We start from the raw sequence: 20,224 nt of genomic DNA, 5'->3' as shown, positions 1-20,224 counted from the left end.
AAAGAGAAATACAGCAGAACGGCTGCCAGCAAATTGATGCCGGCAGGCCGAACATTGTTTTAACGAGGAACAATCTCCAAAGTTGTTTCAGCATGGTTGATGTTTTTTCCATTTTGCTGCAGTTCAGCAGTAATTCTGTGAGTGCCTGCATTTGGAAGCGTTTTCCGAACCATGACCAGTTTGAACTCAGAAGAGCTTAAAGCATAGACAGGGACACGGACCGTTTGTCCGTCATTTAAAATTTGTGTATAGTCAAGCGTTTTTCCATTTAGTGTATCTCTTGTGCTTGCATGAAAGCGGTATGGAAAATGAAATTCAACATAGCTTGAACCGACAAAAGTGTTGGGTTTATAAGTGATTTCTATGTCAGAAGTTGACCACTCTTTATTGCTGTTAATCGTTTTTGCCTCAAGGACAGGCTTCTGAGTCGGGTTATCCGGTTGCGGATTATCCGGCTGCGGCTTAGGCGACGGCTTGAATGGCGGCGGACAAAAGATCGGTCCTCTAAAATGATTTGTTTTCACCTCTTGGGCATTTGCCCCTTGGGTAGGAATGACAAATGAAAACAATGCTGCAGAAGCTAATAGACCAACACTGATTTTGCGAATGAATTTTCGTTTAAGCATCGATAAGTTCCTCCTAAATGCAATGTTAATGTAGTAGAGGACGTCCTATTATGTTCAAGAAAAGGTAGAAACGAGATCGCGATCAACTATATTCCTTTTCTTGTTTATTTAATCTATCACCATTTACCAGCCAAGTAAATATTTTTAGATAAATTTCTAAAAAAAATTAGTATAAATTGATAGTTTTCTGTCAATTTATAGCCTTTTTTTATAAAAAGGAGTCGTATAAAGAACAAAATGGTTAAAAATGTATATTTGGTTGCGATTCTTTAAGGGGCGTTTTAATATAAAGAAAAAGGAATGAGGGGGCTGGATGATGAGAGACGTTCAGTTGTTTTTGGCCGGGGATTCAACGGTTTGCGATTATGATAGCGACAGGGCGCCGCGTGCAGGCTGGGGACAGAAAATTGGCGCGTTTTTAAGCGCCGGTGTTTTGATCCGCAATGAAGCGGCATCAGGGAGAAGCTCAAAAAGCTTTATTGAAGAAGGCAGGCTGGAGCGAATCATGACACAGATCCGAAGCGGCGATTATTTGTTTGTCCAGTTTGGTCATAACGACCAAAAGCCGGATGATCGCTATACAGAGCCATACACAACTTACAAGCAGCATTTGCGCCGGTATATAGATGACGCCCGGTTAAAAAAAGCCAATCCGGTCCTCATTACACCGGTCCAGAGAAGATCATTTGAAAGCGACGGCCGGTTCAAAAATACCCACGGAGACTATCCTGATGCGATGATACAGCTTGCGGAAGAGCTTCGGGTGCCGCTCATCGATCTCGCCTTCAAAAGCCGTCAATTGCTTGAATCGCTGGGACCCGAAGCTTCCAAAAAGCTGTTTTTATGGCTTGAACCGGGGGAACACCTCAACTATCCGGACGGAGCCAGGGATGACACCCATTTTTGCGACTACGGGGCAAACGAAATCGCTAAACTGGTTGCACAGGGAGCAAAAGAAACGGGAATTCCTTTATAAAACAGTCTACTTGAGAATAATTTTCAATTATTTTTCGGAATTTTTGCACTACCTATGCAAAACTATGATACGATCAATCTCGTAAAGATTCTCAAAAGGAGTGCACATCATCTTATGATACGCCGCTTTTTTTCATACTATAAACCTCATAAACGTCTGTTCTTCATCGATTTCAGCAGTGCGATCATCGTCGCACTGCTTGAGCTGGCTTTTCCCCTAGTCGTTCAGTGGTTCATCGATACGCTGATTCCCGGGGGCGACTGGCTTGAAATTGTCTGGGTAAGCATCGGCCTCTTACTGATTTATTTGCTCAGCACGGGCCTGCAATACATTGTCAATTATCTCGGGCATAAGCTCGGCATCAACATCGAAACGGATATGCGCCAGGAGCTTTTCCAACATGTACAGCGCCAATCTTTCCGCTACTTTGACAATACAAAAACTGGACATATCATCAGCCGCATCACAAATGATCTGTTTGATATCGGAGAGCTGGCCCATCACGGACCGGAAGATTTGTTCATCGCCGTGATGACCTTTTTAGGTGCATTTTGGATCATGCTGACGATTAATGTGAAGCTTGCTTTGGTTGCTGTTCTGTTTGTGCCGTTATTGATTATTTTAATCACTTATTCAAATATCAGGATGAACCGCGCTTGGCGCCAGATGTACAGCGAAATCGCCGATGTTAACGCCAGGGTTGAGGACAGCGTTTCAGGCGTTCGCGTCGTTCAATCTTTTACGAATGAGCGCTTTGAGATTTCCCGGTTTTTAAAGAACAATCAAAAGTTCCGCAAGGCGAAGCTGAAAGGCTACAAAACGATGGCTCTCACGACTGCCGGGACCTTTTTGATGACGCGGCTGATGATTCTGGCAGTGCTTGTGTACGGAGCTTGGCTCAGTTTTTCCGGGAATATGTCCTACGGGGAATTCGTCGGGTTTGTTCTTTATGTCAACGTGTTGTTTAAGCCAATTGATAAAATCAGCGCCATTTTGGAGCTTTATCCGAAAGGAATGGCAGGATTTAAGCGGTTTACGGAGTTGATCGATACAAAGCCGCAGATTGTCGACCGCAAAGATGCGATTGATGTTCCGGAGTTGGAAGGAAACATCGTCTTCAAGAATGTGACGTTCGGCTATGAAAAACATAAACCCGTCCTGCAAGGTGTCGATCTGTCAATTACAGCCGGAGAAACGGTCGCTTTTGTCGGCCCTTCGGGAGCGGGTAAAACGACGATCAGCTCGCTGATTCCGCGTTTTTACGATATAGACGGCGGGGCCATCACAATTGACGGCATCGATATTCGCGATATGACAAAACGTTCTCTCCGTTCGCAAATCGGCATCGTCCAGCAGGATGTGTTTCTTTTTACGGGGACGCTCCGCGAAAACATCGCCTACGGAAAACTGGATGCGACAGATGAAGAGATTCAGCGGGCCGCTAAAATGGCGCATTTGGAACAGTTGATCGAGTCGCTCCCGGACGGTTATGAGACCCAGGTCGGCGAAAGAGGGCTGAAGCTGTCAGGGGGCCAAAAGCAAAGGATCGCAATCGCCAGGATGTTTCTTAAAAATCCGCCGATTCTCATATTGGATGAAGCCACATCAGCACTTGACACAGAGACGGAGCAGGTGATTCAAAACGCTTTGACAGAGCTCGCAAAAGACAGGACGACGCTTGTCATCGCTCACAGACTTGCCACGATCCGCAATGCCGACCGGATTGTGGTCGTGACAGAAAACGGAATCGCAGAAGAAGGAACACATGATGAACTGGTTGAGCGCGGCGGTATTTTCGCGAATCTTCATCGTGTACAGTATCAGTCGTAAATGTTTGAAACAGGCAAGCCCATGTTTGGGCTTGTTTTTTTAAGGGCAAAAGACCTTGAAAAGAGAGAGAACCGATGCTACACTTTCGTTATAAACTATCGATATCGGATTTCGATATTGGATTTCGTTAAAGGGGGTGTGGTATTGGAAGATAAAGTATTGCGAAAGCTATTTCTGGGATTTATTCAAATTCATATTTTGCACCACGCCAGCGAACATCCGATTTTCGGATTGTGGATGCTTGAGGAATTGAAAGAGCACGGATATAACATCAGTGCGGGAACGCTGTATCCGATCCTTCATTCAATGGAATCTGACGGACTTCTTCGAAAAGAAGAACAGAATGTGGACGGGAAAATCAGAAAATACTACTCAACCACGGAAAAAGGAGCAAGCGTACTGAAGGAAGCAAGATTGAAAGCATATGAACTGTTTAAAGAAATTAAAGAATAGAGGAGTGGAATGATGACAAAGCATAAAGCGGACAGAAGCTTGAGGTCGCTGCTTGACATTCTATTCGTTTCAACCAGGCTTGGGTTGACATCGTTCGGAGGACCGATCGCCCATTTAGGATATTTTCATGCCGAATATGTCCGCAAAAGAAAATGGATGGACGAAAAAAACTATGCCGATCTGGTCGCTTTATGCCAGTTCCTGCCCGGCCCTGCCAGCAGCCAGGTGGGGATCGGAATCGGTGTCATGCGAGCAGGCATCATTGGAGGCATCCTAGCGTTCATCGGGTTTACTCTCCCATCTGTCATAGCACTCGTATTATTTGCCATGATTCTGCAAGGCTTCGATATCGGGACAGCCGGCTGGATTCATGGGTTGAAAATCGTAGCCGTAGCCGTAGTCGCCCATGCCATTATAGGGATGGCGCAAAAGCTGACACCTGATAAAAAGCGCAAGGCGATCGCGCTGTTTGCTCTAGTCGCCACCCTTCTCTGGCAGACGGCTTTTACACAGGTCGGCGTCATCCTGCTCGCCGCTTTCGCCGGTTATCTGATCTATAAAGAGCAAGTTGAAACGGATGATTCCGTCATGCGGTTTCCTGTGTCGCGCCGGTTTGCGTCGGTTTGTCTCAGCTTGTTTTTCGGGCTTCTCATTCTGCTGCCGGTGCTCAGAGAAATGACATCTTCCGGCTGGATTTCCATGTTTGACAGTTTTTACAGGTCGGGTTCTTTGGTCTTCGGAGGAGGACATGTGGTCCTGCCGTTATTAGAACGGGAATTTGTACCAACGGGATGGTTAAGCGAAGAGGCTTTTCTAGCCGGGTATGGAGCCGCTCAAGCTGTCCCGGGGCCTTTGTTTACATTCGCTGCATATCTTGGTGCGGTGATCAGCGGCTGGCAAGGCGGATTGCTCGCCACAGCGGCGATTTTTCTGCCGGCGTTCCTGCTGATTCTGGGGACGCTGCCCTTCTGGGATACGCTGCGCCGCAATCCTAAAGTAAAAGGCGCTTTAATGGGAGTGAATGCAGCTGTTGTGGGAATATTGATTTCCGCATTTTATCATCCGATCTGGACCAGCTCGATATTGACACCGATCGATTTTGCATTCGCCGCGGTTTTGTTCAGCCTGCTTGTCTACTGGAAGCTCCCGCCATGGATCATCGTTGCGGCCGGTGCTGCCGGCGGCGCGTTGATGCAGCTGCTGTAAATGGAGAAGGCTGCCGACAATTTCGGCAGCCTTTTTTCGCGTATCAACGATGTTCTTTTCCGATTTCGGGAAGCACCGATTTGGCGATATTTTCGTCCAGTTTTTCATAGTCGTAGTAATGAATTGCATCGTATAATTCTTCGCGCGTCTGCATGTCATTGAGTACACCCTTTTGCGTGCCTTTTTCGAAAATTTCCACGAAGACCCGTTCATAAGCTTTCGCGGCAGCGCGCAGGGAAGTCACCGGGTAAATCACCATGCTGCAGCCGAGCATTTGGAATTCGTCCGCCGTGTAATAAGGCGTTTTTCCGAATTCGGTCATATTGGCGAGGAGCGGCGCTTTAATGGAGGAGGCCATTTCCTGGAATTCGGCGGCGCTCGTTAATGCTTCCGGAAAGATGGCATCGGCTCCCGCGTCGGCATATAAATTGGCGCGTCTGACGGCGGCTTCCATCCCTTCCGCTGCTCTTGCGTCCGTACGTGCCACAATGACGAGCGAAGGGGCGGTTTCTTTTATCGCTCTAATTTTTGCGATCATGTCTTCTGCCGGGACAAGCGTCTTTCCGTTTAAATGTCCGCATTTTTTAGGCAGCTGCTGATCTTCGATTTGAACGGCTGCGACCCGGCTCTCAGCCATTTCAGCCGCTGTGCGTGCCGCATTTAGGACACCGCCATAGCCGGTGTCGATATCGACCAAAAGTGGAAGATTTGCGGCTCTCACAAGTTCGCTGGCTTTTTCAGCGATTTCTTGGGAGTGAATCATTCCGAGGTCAGGGAGCCCGCGGCTTGCCGTGTAGGCGGCCCCGGAGAGATAGAGCGCTTTGAAGCCGATGTTTTTTGCGGTAATGGCTGACATCCCGTCATGAACCCCGGGTATTTTCAAAATATCAGGCGCTTTCATCAGCTTTCTGAATGCAATGGCCAGTTCTTCCTGAGTTGATTGTTTCGAGACAATCCACATATTCAACACCTCCTAAATCACAAACAATTCCATAAAGTCCGGCACAGGTGTACCGCTTAATTGGCGAGGATCGTTCAGCAGGGCGTTTATTCGCTCCGCTTGCCCCGCCGGAAAGCGCGTTTTTAAGTTATTGATAAATTTATCTTTTAACAGCGGGATGCCTTCGTTGCGGCGGCGCCGATGACCAATCGGGTATTCGACCGCGATTTTTTCCGAGTGTGTGCCGTCTTTGTAGAACACTTGAACAGCGTTGGCGATCGAGCGTTTTTCCGGGTCGAGATAATCGGTAGAATACTGTTTGTTTTCGACTGTCGTCATTTTTTCGCGCAGCCTGTCGATCTCCGAATTTTGCGCGGTTTCGTCTTCGTAATGGTCAGCGGTAATATCGCCGTAGATCAGTCCGATCGCTGTTATATACTGAAGGCAGTGATCACGGTCAGCCGGATTGTGTAATTCTCCCGTTTTGTCGATAATCCGGATGGCCGATTCGTGCGTCGTGATCACGATTTGATCGATCTCATCAAGTCTGTCCTTCACTTCAGGATGAAGCCTGATCGCGGCTTCAGCAGCCGTTTGAGCATGGAATTCCGCCGGATATGAAATTTTAAAAAGGACATTTTCGATGACATAAGAGTCGAGCGGTCTGGAGAGCGTCAATTCTTTCCCGCCGAATAGGACATCCTGAAACCCCCACATTGGAGCGGACAAAGCGGTTTTATATCCCATTTCGCCTTTCAAGGTCATCATTGCGAGCCTCACGCCGCGGCTTGTCGCATCACCGGCTGCCCATGACTTTCGCGAACCGGTATTCGGAGCGTGGCGGTACGTCCGCAGGCTTGAATTATCGACCCAGGCTTGGGAGACGGCATTGACAACATCCTGTTTTGTCCCCCCCAATAGTGAGCATGCCACAGCAGTGGAGGCGACTTTTACAAATAGCACATGGTCAAGCCCGTTTCTGTTTAAGCTGTTCTCGAGAGCAAGAACGCCTTGGATTTCATGAGCCTTCACAATTGCCGTTAATACATCGTGAATGGTAAGCGGTTCCTTGCCCGCCGCGAGCCGCTGCCTGCTGACATAGTCAGCGCAGGCTAAAATCGCTCCAAGGTTATCTGACGGGTGGCCCCATTCTGCTGCCAGCCATGTGTCATTATAATCGAGCCAGCGGATCATGCAGCCGATATTGAAGGCTCCATGAACAGGATCGAGCTCAAATTGCGTTCCCGGGACGCGGGTGCCGTTCGGGACGACGGTACCCGGGGCAATCGGGCCGAGATGTTTGGCGCATTCCGGATATTTGAGCGCCAAAAGGCCGCAGCCCAGTGTATCCATTAAGACGTAACGGGCGGTTTCAATCGCTTCTTCGCTTGAAATCTTGGCATTTACCGTATAGTCTGCGATCTCTTCCAGCAATTGATCGCAATGTTGGAGCGTTTGACTTTCTGTTTTCATAACATTTATCTCCCTTCTTTCTGAATCAAAGGCGAACTATGGATGAAGATGACGCGGTCCGGTATAGTGAACTCTCGGGCGGAACAGCCTGTTGTCTTCGTGCTGTTCAATGACATGTGCGCTTAGACCGACCGAACGTGCCGCGAAAAATATCGGAGTATAGAGGTCGATCGGTATGCCGAGCAGATAATAGACCGGAGCCGCATAGTAGTCGAGATTCGGATACAGGCCTTTTTCTTCGCGCATCAGCTTTTCGCCGGCATCGCACATCTCATATAAATCCTGTCTTCCGGTTTTATGAGATAGCGAATAGAGCGCCTTTTTCAGCAGGGCTGCGCGCGGGTCCATTTTTTTCATATAGACGCGGTGCCCAAAGCCCATGATTTTTTCTTTTCTGCTTAACTTATGCTCAATCAGCTTGCAGAAGCCCGATTTTGTTTCTCCTTCGAGCAGCATGTACATCACTGCTTCATTCGCACCGCCGTGCAAATGTCCTTTAAGCGATGCCGCGGCGCCTGTGAATGCACCGTATATGTCTGTGTTTGTCGATGCGATGACCCTTGCTGCAAATGTGGAGTTCGGCATTTCGTGCTCGCTGTACAGCATTAATGTTTGATCAAAGACGGCTGTTTCTTGCGGAGTCGGTTCTTTTTCCGTCAGCATGTATAAAAAGTTCTGGCTGAATGAAAGCTGTTTATCAGGTGTGATGACATTTTTCTGGTGAAGGATGCGGTAGCTGTTGGCGGTAATATTCGGAACCTGTGCGATCAAGCGCAGCGCTTTGCTTCTGTTTGCTGATGGAGACCTGTCATTCAATTCGGGATCATATCCTGCCAAAGCGGAAATCCCGGTTCGAAGGGCATCCATCGGATGGGTGTTATTCGGAAGCGCCTTCAGAATGGTATAGATTCCGCCGGGCAGTTCATACGAATTTTTTATAGCGCTTTCAATTCCTTGCAATTCCATTGGATCAGGCAGTTTATTTTGAAGGAGAAGATAGACGAGGTCAAGATATGTTTTTTGTTCTGCAAGTTCGATTAAATCATAGCCTTTAATGACGATTTGTTCCGCTTCCGTATCTAAGAAGGAAATGTTTGTTTCCCCAGCAATAACGCCTTCTAATCCCGGTTTAAATACACCTTGTTTGCCCATTTTTCCACCTCTTATTCGTTTTTTAACTTTTGTGTCAAAAACGTGCTGTGAGAATGGCATTGGCTGTTCGGCGGATTAGTATGAACGTTCCAGCGTCTCTTCAATGGAACGCAAGCTTCGTTTAATGTGGGAACGCATGGCGGCTTCTGCCAAAACGCTGTTTTTTTCTTTGACGGCATTAAAAATGTCCAAGTGTTCATTGAAAGATACAGACGGTTTGTAGTCAGGATTTTTGTATCCGCTGATTCTGCGATACCGTTCAATCCTGCTTTCAAGCTGATCCAGAAAACGTTTTGCGGTTGCATTGGTGCTGATGGCGTGCAAGATGGAATGAAATTCTGATCCGTACTTGACCGTATCTGTTTTGCGGCCCTTTACGGCAGCCAGTTTCATCAGTTCGATGCGGTCTTCAAGCTGATGAAGGGTCTCCGGCGTCACCAGCTGTGCGGCTTCGGCAGTGAGCAGTCCTTCAAGCGCTTCCCGAACTTTAAAAACCTCTTTCGCTTCAGCGAGCGAAATCGGGCATACGCGAAGCCGGCCGTTCGGCTGTTTACTGACTAATCCTTCAAGCTCCAGCCGGTAAAGAGCCTGGCGAAGAGGCGTTCTGCTGATGTTTAAACCCTTTGCAAGACTGTCTTCAGCAAGCTGTTCAGAGGGAGGGTATTCAAGTTCGATAATTTTCGTTCTTAATTCGTTGTAAGCGTAATCACTTGCAGACTGTCTTTTGACTGGATTTGAAGAGTGCATGAAAAAAGCTTTCGCCTCCTTTTTTCAGAATATAATTATTATTGTATACAATAATACAGATATGTCAATGTCATCCACGGAAGACCGAAAAATAAAATCAATGAAGATCATCCTCCCAATCAAGGCGCCTTCATTTCTGGCATCCCGTCTGTTGAAAATGGTAAAATATATCACAATCGACAAAGAGGCGTTTCGCCTTAGAGTAAAAAGGAGGCCGTCCAAAAATGAATCCAGCTCACGAACCTCTTCCGCTCGAATTTTACAACAAACCAACAATCGAACTCGCCCAATCCCTGTTGGGCTGTCTGCTCGTCAAAGAAACAGAAGAAGGGACTGCTTCAGGATATATTGTGGAGACAGAGGCTTATAAAGGGCCCGGGGACAGAGCGGCGCACAGCTACGGCAACCGCCGGACGAAACGTACGGAAATCATGTTTCATGAAGCCGGAGTGGTCTATACGTACACCATGCACACCCACACACTCATCAATGTTGTAAGCGGAGGGGCCGATGAACCTGAGGCCGTGCTGATCAGAGCGCTTGAACCCCATGAAGGCCTCGCGCTGATGGAGAAGCGTAGAAGCGGAAAGAAACCGCGCGATTGGACGAACGGACCGGGAAAGCTGACAAAAGCGCTTTCCATCACGATGAACGATTACGGCAGACCGCTGACAGCACCGCCGCTTTATATCGCAAAAGGGTATGAACCCCAGGACATTTTAAGCGGTCCGCGAATTGGCATTGACAACTCAGGAGAAGCGAGGGAATACCCTTGGCGATTCTGGATAAAAGGAAACCGCTACGTCTCAAGATAGTTAAAAGGTTTGGCTCCCGTTCAACAGGGAAAACAGTAAAAAAACAGGAGGGAGTCAAGCTATGAAAAAAATGTTTAAAAGCGCCGTCAAATGGGCGCCTGTCATCTATCCGATCGCATGGAAAATCATCAAAAACCGAAGAGAGAAAAAGAATCTGAAAGCCGGGTAAACCGGCTTTTTTTCTTGGAAAAAGGCCAAATTGACTTGAAAGCGCAACCATAATAGAATTTACTTAACTATGAGACAAATTTCACAAAAAGAATGAATATACCTCAGTGTATAGGTTTGGTCTCGGTTCAAGTATCTTAGTGGGAGGGTCTTTTTCTATGCTCAATGCTCGGCTTAAGCTTATCCTCGGCGAATTGATAGGAGCAGAATCACCGTTAACCAGCACATATTTGGCCAATGAGCTAAATGTGACCTCTCGGACGATCAGGTCAGATGTGAAAGAATTAGACCGGCTTCTCTCCAAAAACGGCGCTGCCGTCCAATCGATTAGAGGTGCAGGCTATCGGCTCTCCATCAAGAATGACCGCCTCTTTCGCCAGCTTCTGCAGCACACATTTCATGAAGAGCTTTCTACTCCCGTTTTTCCGAATGAGCGTATTCTCTATTTATTAAAAAGGCTTCTCTTAACTGAGGAGTATGTCAAACTTGAAGATTTAGCCGGTGAGATGTTTATCAGCAAATCGACGGTCCAAAACGATATGAGAGATGTGAAGAAAAGGCTCAAACCTTACGACATTGAACTGAAGATCAAACCGAATTACGGCTTTAAGCTGAAGGGAGATGAGATGAAGCTGCGATCTTGCATCGCAGAGCACCTTTTTCCAAAGCGGGAAACGGATATTGATATTATGAACACCCGGATATCCATTCTCCCAAAAGAAGAGCTTGCTATGATCCGTCAGACGATTTTAGAAAAAATAAGCGAAGATCACATTTCTCTTTCAGATATCGGACTAAACAACCTTCTCATCCACGTCGCCATTGCATGCAAACGCATCCGCAGCGGAAAACATGTTTCTCTTTATTCCACAGATGTAAAGGAGGTTATGAATCATAAAGAATATGAAGTGGCGAGGGCGATTGTCCGCACTCTTGAACAAAAGCTGCAAGTGGCTTTTCCTGAAAAAGAAACAGCCTACATCGCCATTCATCTGCTTGGCGCGAAAAGGACGGTTATGGCCTCCATTCGCAGCGATACAATCGAAAACATGATGGATGAAGAGACAGACCGGCTGACGCAATTGATCATGAAAGCCATCGATCAAAAATTGACCCTCGGCATTGGGAATGACAAAGAATTAAAAATCGGTCTCGGTCTTCACCTGAAACCGGCTCTGAATCGCTGCAGATACGGCATGAATATCAGAAATCCGATGCTGGACGCAATTAAAGCCAATTATCCCCTCGCATTTGAAGCCGGGATTCAAGCCGGTGAAGTCATCAAAAAAGAGACGGGATTTGACATTCAGGAAAGCGAGGTCGGCTATCTCGCTCTGCATATCGGCGCAGCCATGGAAAGACGCAACATGAACAGGCCCTCAAAACGCTGTATGATTGTCTGTGCGTCAGGAGCCGGAAGCGCCATGCTGCTTCAAGACAGACTGCGGGCAACATTCGGTTCAAAGCTTGAGATTCTTGGAACGGTTGATTACTACAAGCTGAATCTAATGTCGCTTCATGCACTCGACTTTGTCATCAGCACCATACCGCTGTCCGCTGAGCTTCCCATTCCGGTGATTCAAGTAAACGCCATATTGGGAGGGGGGGATTTAACGAAAATAGAACAAGTGCTTGCCGAAGATGACGGAATCGCTTCGACATATACGAAAAAAGAGCTCGTCTTTTTGCAGGAAAGCCTGTCTTCCCGAGAGGAGGTCCTCCGCTTTCTGTGCGGAAAAGTGACGCAATCAGGGCTTGCAGACGCGGGGCTTGAAGCCTCCGTCTTTGAAAGGGAGGCCGTTGCGCCCACTTGCTTCGGCAATCTGGTTGCGATTCCGCATCCGATGACACCAAAAACCGAATCGACTTTTTGGGCGGTTTGCACGTTGCAAAAACCGATAGTCTGGGAGAATAAGAGGGTTCAATTCGTTTGCCTTCTTTGCGTGGAAAAGGACAATACAGCAAATTTGCAAGAGATGTACAAATTTTTGGGCCGTGTTTTAGATGACAGGGCGATTGTCCGGGAACTTCTGAAATGCAAAACGTACGGGGAGTTTATGTCCGTCTTCAAAAAAAGCGGGCCGGCTCATCGATATGCTAAATGAAGATGTCCCCTTGTCTTTTTTCCTCTTCGCTGAGGAAAATCATTAAGTGTATATGAAAACGGTTTCATTATATGATGGAACTGTAAAAGAGATCAGACACGATAAGTAAAAGGGGGACAATTGAACATGAATATCTTATTAGCTTGCGCTGCAGGAATGTCAACGAGTCTGCTTGTGACGAAAATGGAAAAAAGTGCAGAGGAACAAGGCAAAGACTATAAAATCTGGGCCGTTTCCGGCGGAGAGGTTCAGAATCATATCGATAAAGCCGACGTCTTGCTTCTTGGCCCGCAAGTCCGTTACATGCTCCCGCAATTAAAAAAATTAGGAGAATCGAAAGGTGTACCCGTCGATGTCATCAATACGGTCCATTACGGAACTTGTAATGGAGCAGAAGTGTTAAAATCCGCCGAACAGCTTGCCGGCTCTTAAAGGAGGCGGCACAAGTGAATAAGTTTAATGCGTTTTTAGAGGAGAAGGTCATGCCGGTTGCCGGCAGAATTGCCGCTCAGCGCCATTTGCAGGCTCTCAGAGACGGTATTATTCTGACCATGCCATTAATCATTATCGGATCGCTGTTTCTCATCTTAGCCAATTTGCCGATTCCGGGATATCCGGAATTCATGGCAGGGATTTTCGGCGAGCAATGGGCTGATAAATTAAGCTACCCGGTTAATGTCAGCTTTGACATTATGGCGCTGATCGCAACGTTCGGCATCGCCTACCGCCTGGCCGAGAAATACGACATTGATGCTCTGTCATCAGGTGCCATTGCCGTAGCAGCTTTTCTGCTTGCGACCCCATACCAGATTCCGTTCACACCTGAAGGCGCAACAGAGGAAATTTTAGTGTCAGGCGGCATCCCGATTTCATTAATGGGAAGCAAAGGTCTGTTTGTTGGCATGCTGATCGCGATGTTCTCGACTGAGGTTTACCGCTGGGTTGTTCAAAAGGATATTGTCGTCAAAATGCCGGACGGCGTACCGCCGGCTGTCAGCAAATCATTTATCGCTCTGATTCCGGGATTCGCCGTTATCGGCTCGATCTGGGTGGCGCGCCTTTTAATTGAAATGACGCCGTTTGAAAGCCTCCATAATGTCGTCAACGTACTTTTAGGCACACCTCTGTCCATCCTTGGAGGCAGTCTCGGCGGAAGCCTTGTCGCCGAAACTGTGAAAATGCTGCTGTGGTCCTGCGGCCTTCACGGAGCAAACATTGTCGGCGGAGTGATGTCGCCGATCTGGTACGGTGCGATGGACGAAAACCGTCTTGCTTTCCAAGCCGGTGAAGCGCTCCCGAACATCTTTACGACACAGTTTTTTGAGATTTGGGTTAACATCGGCGGAAGCGGCGCCACTTTGGCTTTGGTCATTATGATGTTTGTTAGAGCGCGAAGCAAACAGATGAAACAGCTCGGCAGACTAGCCATCGGTCCCGCTATTTTTAACATCAACGAACCGATTATTTTCGGCATGCCGATCGTCATGAATCCGATGCTGCTGATTCCGTTCATCGTGTCGCCGCTGTTAATGTTAACGGCAACCTATATTGGAATGAGTACAGGTCTTGTCGCAAAGCCTGCCGGGATTGCGGTGCCGTGGACAATGCCGCCCGGCTTTTCCGGATATTTAGCAACAGGAGGGAAAATTTCCGGAGCGGTCATGCAGCTGATCAATCTGTTGATCTCGTTTGTCGTATACTATCCGTTCTTTAGAATGTGGGATCAACAAAAGCTGAGAGAAGAGAGCGAACTGGAGGCCGGGACGGCCGTAAGCGACGGTCAACAGGCCAGTGTATAGAAAAGGGGTGTCAAGATGTCCGAGGAATTGGAACGAACGATATTTCAAATTATCCTTCACGGAGGAAACGGCAGGAGCTTTTGCATGGAAGCGATAGCCGAAGCCAAAAAGGGAGATTTCGCCGCTGCAAAAGAAAAGATCCGGGCAGCTGACGAAGAACTGATCAAGGCGCATCACTTTCAGACAGCTTTGATTCAAAATGAAGCGAAGGGGACGAAAACCGAACCCTCACTTCTCATGATTCATGCGCAAGATCATTTAATGAATGCGATGACCATGAAAGATTTGGCCGCGGAGATTGTCGAGCTGTATGAAAAAATGAATGTCCACGGAGGTGTCAATTGATGAAAAAAGGATTGAAAATCGTAACAATTGGCGGAGGTTCTAGTTATACACCCGAGCTTGTCGAAGGATTAATCAAACGACATGACGAACTTCCGGTCAGCGAGCTTTGGCTCGTCGATATACCGGAAGGGGAAGAAAAACTCAATATCGTCGGCACGCTGGCGAAGCGAATGGTCGAAAAAGCGGGCGTCCCGATCGAAATTCATCTGACGCTCGACCGCAGAGAGGCTTTAAAAGATGCTGATTTTGTCACGACGCAATTCCGCGTCGGTTTGCTCGAAGCGAGAGCAAAAGATGAACGAATTCCATTAAAATACGGGGTGATCGGACAGGAAACAAATGGACCGGGCGGTCTTTTCAAAGGGCTCCGCACCATTCCGGTTATCCTTGAGATTGCAAAAGACATCGAAGAACTGTGCCCTGACGCGTGGCTTGTCAACTTTACCAACCCGGCAGGCATGGTAACTGAAGCACTGCTCCGCTACTCTAATTTGAAAAAAGTCGTCGGGCTCTGCAATGTGCCGATCGGCATGAAGATGGGGGTTGCAAAAGCGCTCGATGTTGATGAAAGCCGCATAAACATTCAATTTGCCGGATTAAATCATATGGTGTTCGGACTCGACGTTTTCCTGGACGGTGTCAGCGTCAAAGACAAAGTGATCGAAGCGATGGCAGATCCCGAAAATGCGATGACGATGAAAAACATCTCCGGAGAATCGTGGGAACCCGACTTTATCCGGGGCCTCGGCCTGATTCCGTGCGGCTACCACCGCTACTACTACAAAACGCAGGAGATGCTCGAACATGAACTGGAGGCTTCAAAAACGGAAGGAACGCGTGCAGAGGTCGTTCAGCAAGTTGAAAAGGAACTGTTTGAGCTGTATAAAGATCCGGAGCTGGCGATCAAACCGCCCCAGCTTGAAAAGCGCGGCGGGGCATATTACAGTGATGCCGCCTGCAACTTGATCAGCTCGATTTATAATGACAAGCACGACATTCAGCCTGTCAACACGATGAATAACGGAGCGATCGCAAGCATTCCGGATGACTCCGCAGTGGAAGTCAACTGTGTCATGACGAAAAACGGGCCGAAACCGATCGCGGTCGGAGATTTGCCTGTCACCGTGAGAGGCCTTGTCCAGCAAATCAAATCATTCGAACGCGTTGCGGCTGAAGCGGCTGTTACAGGTGATTACAACACCGCGCTTGTCGCCATGACAATCAACCCGCTCGTTCCGTCCGACAAAATTGCGAAACAAATACTGGATGAAATGCTTGAAGCGCATAAAGCGCATCTTCCGCAGTTTTTTAGATCTGTAGAAGCATAGGAATAAAATTGAGGTTCCGGTGTGTCAGCCGGAACCTTTTAATAGATATAGGCGCCGCCGTTTCCGAATGGCCCGGCGAAACAGCGGCCGTCCCATTCATGCTTACATATTTGCGCTTGCTTCTTTTTCTTTGACCAGATCTGACTGCCGGGCTTTGGCAAGCTGAGTGAAGATGAGGATGCCGATGCCCGCAATGATTTCGATGAAGCCGCCGATTGCGATCACGCTTCCCGCGCCAAGCGTTTTTGCGGCATATCCGCAGGCAATTGCCCCTAAAGGAAGCGATAGATTTGTGATCATATGGATGACTGCGAACACTTGAGGCTGGTCATCCCCTTCGACAGATGTCTGGATAATCGTGAATTCGGGGACATTGATCGAGCTGATGGCTGCTCCGAATGCAAAGGCGGCGAGAAATACGAGCGGCAGGAAAGTATTCAGTCCTGCGATAAAATAAGCCGCACCTTCAAGAATGCCTGCCGTGATGAAAAGGAGTCCGTACCTGTTGATTTTTACTTTTGCAAGGATAAAACCCAGTAAAAATGCTCCTCCTGCCGTCGTAGCCTTCAGCAGCGAGTGGATGAACGGCGTTCCGTTTAAATCCTCTGCAACATATACCGCAGAAAGGGCTTCCCATGGTGAAGCCGCCAGGTTCATGAAGATGCAATAAATCGCCAGCGGATATAATATTTTGTGGTTTTTCACTAATGTAAATCCTCTTTTTAATCTCGCAAAATATGTACCTCTTTGAGCAAGAGACTTAGATTGTGATTGATTCCGGGTGATGGTGTATTTGATGCAAAGCACGAATAGGCCCGATATGATATAAAAGATAAATGAAAAGACCAAAGTCGTTGCAGGGCCGATAAAAGTCAGCAGCACTCCGCACAATGTAACGGCTCCCAGCCTGATGATTTCTGAAGAAGACTGGAGAATCGCGTTGGCTTTTTGGATGAGATTTTCGTTCACGATCTGCGGAATCAGCGTAATCGACGCCGGGTTATAAGTCGCACCTGTTGCCGAATGGATGATCATGAGCCCTAAAACAAACCACATCGGTGAAAAGCCGTTTAAGTAGCAAATCGGTATTGTAATGACGACGGCTGCTCTTGTTAAATCCGAAAAATACATCCAGAATTTCAGGGCGCTTCTTTTGACTAAAGGCCCTGTAACCGGCGCCAAAAAGGCTTCGGGGAGGAAAGTGACGGCAAGAAGCAGGGAGGTGCCGATTGCACCTTTTCCGTCAAAAATTAAGAACCATAAAATAGAGTTGAAGGCAAAACAGTCAGCCGAGATTTTGATTAGCCTGGAGATGAAAAGGAACGTGTAATTCTTTTCCCAGACGCTCAATTTTGTTTGATCCATTGTTCAGCGTCCTTTCTTGATTTGCATGTTACATGAGAACGGATGATCTCTCCTTTACGGTATGGTTATTGATAATTTTAACATAAAATATATAAAATGGAATCGTTTTGTGCGGGGGATTGACTAGCGGAATGAAAAAGAGGGGGAGCGGTGTGGAAACCGTCGGCACATTTCGCGATAAGGGTGCAAGCCCTCTTTTTTGCAAAAGAGAGCTTAAACCGCTTAGCAGGACTGGCTGACTTTATCAACTTCAACTGTCCAGCCGAATGTGTCTGGCAAAGCGCCTTTTTGAATACCGGTGATCGTTTGGTAGAGCCTTTTGGCGATTTCGCCTGTTTGCCCGCTGTTGATCACAAGGCTTTCGTCTTTCCAGATCAGCTCGCCGACCGGGGAAATGACAGCGGCGGTTCCGGTGCCGAACGCTTCTTCAAGCAGGCCGTCTTTGTGAGCCTGAACCAGTTCATCAACTGAAATTTTTCTTTCGGTTACGGAAAGTCCCCATTGTTTTAATAAATGGATGACGGAATTTCTCGTAATGCCTTCCAAAATGCTTCCGTTCAGAGCCGGAGTGATAATTTCACCGCTGATTTTGAAGAAGATGTTCATGCTGCCTACTTCTTCAATGTATTTCTTTTCAACTCCGTCAAGCCAAAGCACTTGCGAGAAGCCTTTGCTTTCCGCCACTTCCTGAGCCTTCAGGCTCGCCGCGTAGTTTCCGGCCGTTTTCGCATTGCCTGTACCGCCTGCCACAGCACGGACAAATTCGCTTTCAACGGCAATTTTCACAGGGCGGATGCCTTCTTTGTAATAAGATCCGACCGGCGATAAAATGATGAGCATTTTATACATATTGGACGGGGCGACGCCGAGGTACGGTTCCGTTGAAATAATGAACGGACGGATATAAAGGGATGTCCCCTCAGCTTGAGGAATCCACTCTTTGTCGATCTGAACCAGCTGCTTCAGCCCTTCCAGAACGGTGTCAGGATCAACCCGCGGAATGCAGAGGCGGTCGTTGGATTTATTGAGTCTCTCGAAGTTTTTTTCAGGTCTGAACAGAAGAACTCTGCCTTCGCTTGATAAGTAAGCTTTTAACCCTTCAAAAACGGACTGCCCGTAGTGGTAAACCATTGCCGCCGGGTCCATTTCAATCGGCTGATAAGGAACGATTCTCGGATCGTGCCAGCCGTTTTCAGCCGTATAGTCCATGATAAACATGTGGTCGGTAAATGTCCGGCCGAATTCGAGCCGGTCAGCCTCTGGTTTTTGCTTTTTTGCTGTACTGAGTTGTACGCTGATCGTTTGTTTTGTCATATTCATTCTCCCTGCCGTTTCTAGTCTTTTTCCAAAAAATATTTATCTTCTATTTTAAACCTTCTCTTGATAATCGCAATAGATTTCAGAGAAATTTGTAAAATAGAATTTTTGGAAACTTTAAAAATTTAAATCGGACAAAAAAAGGACTCCCCATAGGGGAATCCTTTTTTATGATTGTTTTTTATAAAAGGATTCGATCTCCTGATCGACGTAAACCCAGCCTTTCCAGCCAAGGTGGAGCGTATCTTTCAAGAAGTATGGATCATATTCATGATTCGTTAAATCAGCAACTTGAAAGCCTTCTTGTTCGATTTCTTTTTTAATCTTTTTATAGAAATCTGTCCGGCCTTTTTTAGGGAAGCCGGTATAGTCGTAAAACTTGCCGTGGACCGGAACCGAGATGAACAGCGGTTCTGCGCCGGATTCTTTCAGAACATCCATCATGAGATGGAAATCGTGGAACTCGACTGACTCGGCATAGTTCATCTTTTTATTGTGGCCTTTAAGCTTTTTCAGCTTCGGCTTCAATTTCTTATAAACGCCGTTTGAAATTTTAAACTCATTGTTGCGCGATTCTTTGGCGCCGACCTTTTCGGCCATCTGCTTTAATTCATCCCACGATTTGTTTTTTACATCCTGGGAAATGGTCCGCTTCGGTCCGTTTCCTTCAACCATGGAATAGTAGATATCCTTTTTCTCCAGAATGCTCCGGTAAGCTTTTGCCGGCGGCGTCAGAAGAGACAGCGCCACTTTGTCCTGATCGAGCTCGGCTTTAAAAAGGGCTGAAAGCAGAGCGTCATTTGTAACTGCATGAAATTTAAGCATGCGTTTGATCATTTTTTTCTTCAGCTCGGGATCGACATTTTGATTGAACACAAGATCGTATGCCTGCAAAGCCGAGAAGTTCGGCGCAAAGTGGGCTTCGTCTGAGCCGTCTTTTTGAAACCACTGCGGAGAAATAATGAAAACGATTTTTTTGCCTTTTAAATGATCAGACTGCGCCGCAAAGTTGATTGCATGAATCAAGGACTGTGAACCGCCTTTCCCGACCAGGTAAGGCGTGAACCCTTGATTGTTTACTTTAAAATAGTTAGACGGATGAAAGGCATCTAACCGGGACAATTCCGATGAACCGTAAATCGGCAGATATTTCGGATCTTCAAGCGCTTTGCCTTGAAGATACATACCCTGGAACATCATCGGGTTTATTTCTGTAGCTGAAGTTTCGACGCGATCTTTAGGAACCAGCTTTGCCAGCCATGCATTTGGGATCAAGATCGCGGTGAAAAAAAGTAAAAATGCCAAGATGATTGGCCCGAATAAAAAACGCTTTTTCATTATCTCAACTCATTCAGCTGCTTTATGATTTGATTTGGCGTGTTCCATGCATCCCGGTCAAACTCTGTAATCGGCACTGTGATGTTAAAGTGGCTTTCGAATGCGAGCAGCAATTCCACCGTGCCGAAGGAATCGAGGATTCCCTCTTCGAAAATATCAATATCCGGATTTTCCTTTACGATATCGTCCTGACATACCTCTGCTAAAACTGAAAGTACTTCTTGATTAAAATCCATTATGA

General features: G+C 47.2%; 19 protein-coding genes. 10 read left to right on the top strand and 9 right to left on the bottom strand.

Annotation, left to right across the window (positions count from 1 at the left end; genetic code table 11):
* Positions 1-59: 59 nt before the first annotated feature.
* Positions 60-626: a biofilm surface layer hydrophobin BslB gene (gene bslB, locus QMZ64_RS05215; protein WP_265625344.1), complete on the bottom strand. Its 567-nt coding sequence runs from the start codon at positions 624-626 to the stop codon at positions 60-62.
* A gap of 313 nt (positions 627-939) precedes the next feature.
* On the opposite strand from bslB, the gene QMZ64_RS05210 reads away from it, so the two are divergent.
* The 4 genes from QMZ64_RS05210 (at position 940) to QMZ64_RS05195 (ending at position 5,091) form a co-directional block, all read left to right on the top strand.
* Positions 940-1,602 (top strand): rhamnogalacturonan acetylesterase, encoded by a 663-nt coding sequence (locus tag QMZ64_RS05210; RefSeq protein ID WP_265625345.1) that lies wholly within the window; start codon positions 940-942, stop codon positions 1,600-1,602.
* A gap of 114 nt (positions 1,603-1,716) precedes the next feature.
* Positions 1,717-3,432, top strand: coding sequence for an ABC transporter ATP-binding protein (locus QMZ64_RS05205; RefSeq protein ID WP_243941557.1), 1,716 nt, complete (start codon positions 1,717-1,719; stop codon positions 3,430-3,432).
* 144 nt (positions 3,433-3,576) lie between these two features.
* A complete protein-coding gene (locus QMZ64_RS05200) occupies positions 3,577-3,885 on the top strand; it encodes a PadR family transcriptional regulator (RefSeq protein WP_020453412.1) in 309 nt (102 codons plus the stop codon).
* Positions 3,886-3,897: 12 nt separating this feature from the next.
* Positions 3,898-5,091, top strand: a complete 1,194-nt coding sequence (locus tag QMZ64_RS05195; RefSeq protein WP_265625346.1) for a chromate transporter — start codon at positions 3,898-3,900, stop codon at positions 5,089-5,091.
* 43 nt (positions 5,092-5,134) lie between these two features.
* On the opposite strand, the gene prpB is transcribed toward QMZ64_RS05195, so the two are convergent.
* From prpB to QMZ64_RS05175, 4 genes are all read right to left on the bottom strand, one after another.
* The gene (gene prpB / locus QMZ64_RS05190) at positions 5,135-6,052 is read right to left on the bottom strand and encodes a methylisocitrate lyase (RefSeq protein WP_265625347.1); all 918 of its coding nucleotides are present in this window, start codon (positions 6,050-6,052) and stop codon (positions 5,135-5,137) included.
* A 12-nt stretch (positions 6,053-6,064) separates the two neighbouring features.
* Positions 6,065-7,504 (bottom strand): bifunctional 2-methylcitrate dehydratase/aconitate hydratase, encoded by a 1,440-nt coding sequence (locus QMZ64_RS05185; protein ID WP_265625348.1) that lies wholly within the window; start codon positions 7,502-7,504, stop codon positions 6,065-6,067.
* Positions 7,505-7,540: 36 nt separating this feature from the next.
* Positions 7,541-8,656, bottom strand: a complete 1,116-nt coding sequence (gene mmgD / locus QMZ64_RS05180) for a citrate synthase (protein WP_065644413.1) — start codon at positions 8,654-8,656, stop codon at positions 7,541-7,543.
* A gap of 75 nt (positions 8,657-8,731) precedes the next feature.
* Positions 8,732-9,403, bottom strand: a complete 672-nt coding sequence (locus QMZ64_RS05175; protein ID WP_243941566.1) for a GntR family transcriptional regulator — start codon at positions 9,401-9,403, stop codon at positions 8,732-8,734.
* 224 nt (positions 9,404-9,627) lie between these two features.
* Between QMZ64_RS05175 and QMZ64_RS05170 the strand changes: the two genes are divergently transcribed.
* The 6 genes from QMZ64_RS05170 to licH all read left to right on the top strand — a co-directional run bounded on the left by QMZ64_RS05170 (position 9,628) and on the right by licH (position 15,963).
* Positions 9,628-10,218: a DNA-3-methyladenine glycosylase gene (locus QMZ64_RS05170; protein ID WP_265625349.1), complete on the top strand. Its 591-nt coding sequence runs from the start codon at positions 9,628-9,630 to the stop codon at positions 10,216-10,218.
* 326 nt (positions 10,219-10,544) lie between these two features.
* Entirely contained in the window at positions 10,545-12,491 is a 1,947-nt protein-coding gene (locus tag QMZ64_RS05160) for a BglG family transcription antiterminator (protein WP_265625350.1), read from the top strand.
* A 126-nt stretch (positions 12,492-12,617) separates the two neighbouring features.
* Positions 12,618-12,923: a PTS lichenan transporter subunit IIB gene (licB, locus tag QMZ64_RS05155; RefSeq protein ID WP_003186297.1), complete on the top strand. Its 306-nt coding sequence runs from the start codon at positions 12,618-12,620 to the stop codon at positions 12,921-12,923.
* Positions 12,924-12,937: 14 nt separating this feature from the next.
* Positions 12,938-14,290 (top strand): PTS cellobiose transporter subunit IIC, encoded by a 1,353-nt coding sequence (gene celB, locus QMZ64_RS05150; RefSeq protein ID WP_265625351.1) that lies wholly within the window; start codon positions 12,938-12,940, stop codon positions 14,288-14,290.
* 15 nt (positions 14,291-14,305) lie between these two features.
* The gene (locus QMZ64_RS05145) at positions 14,306-14,635 is read left to right on the top strand and encodes a PTS lactose/cellobiose transporter subunit IIA (RefSeq protein ID WP_043926908.1); all 330 of its coding nucleotides are present in this window, start codon (positions 14,306-14,308) and stop codon (positions 14,633-14,635) included.
* Positions 14,635-15,963, top strand: a complete 1,329-nt coding sequence (gene licH / locus QMZ64_RS05140; RefSeq protein WP_265625352.1) for a 6-phospho-beta-glucosidase LicH — start codon at positions 14,635-14,637, stop codon at positions 15,961-15,963. Before QMZ64_RS05145 ends, licH begins: the two co-directional genes overlap by 1 nt.
* Before the next feature lie 102 nt (positions 15,964-16,065).
* Here the strand turns inward: licH and QMZ64_RS05135 are convergent, their stop codons facing one another.
* The 4 genes from QMZ64_RS05135 to dltC all read right to left on the bottom strand — a co-directional run bounded on the left by QMZ64_RS05135 (position 16,066) and on the right by dltC (position 20,219).
* Positions 16,066-17,328: an MFS transporter gene (locus QMZ64_RS05135; protein ID WP_065644419.1), complete on the bottom strand. Its 1,263-nt coding sequence runs from the start codon at positions 17,326-17,328 to the stop codon at positions 16,066-16,068.
* A gap of 222 nt (positions 17,329-17,550) precedes the next feature.
* Positions 17,551-18,642, bottom strand: a complete 1,092-nt coding sequence (locus QMZ64_RS05130; protein WP_075751631.1) for a branched-chain amino acid aminotransferase — start codon at positions 18,640-18,642, stop codon at positions 17,551-17,553.
* 171 nt (positions 18,643-18,813) lie between these two features.
* On the bottom strand, positions 18,814-19,983 hold the full coding sequence (dltD, locus tag QMZ64_RS05125) for a D-alanyl-lipoteichoic acid biosynthesis protein DltD (protein ID WP_265625353.1): 1,170 nt from the start codon (positions 19,981-19,983) through the stop codon (positions 18,814-18,816).
* The gene (gene dltC / locus QMZ64_RS05120; protein WP_003186284.1) at positions 19,983-20,219 is read right to left on the bottom strand and encodes a D-alanine--poly(phosphoribitol) ligase subunit 2; all 237 of its coding nucleotides are present in this window, start codon (positions 20,217-20,219) and stop codon (positions 19,983-19,985) included. The genes dltD and dltC overlap by 1 nt, the downstream gene beginning before the upstream one ends.
* Between the last annotated feature and the right edge of the window lie 5 nt (positions 20,220-20,224).

The sequence above is a fragment of the Bacillus sp. LB7 genome, from assembly GCF_030449715.1.
Lineage (GTDB): Bacteria > Bacillota > Bacilli > Bacillales > Bacillaceae > Bacillus > Bacillus paralicheniformis.
Note: the sequence above shows the minus strand (reverse complement) of the source record. Positions and strands in the feature narration are given on the sequence as shown.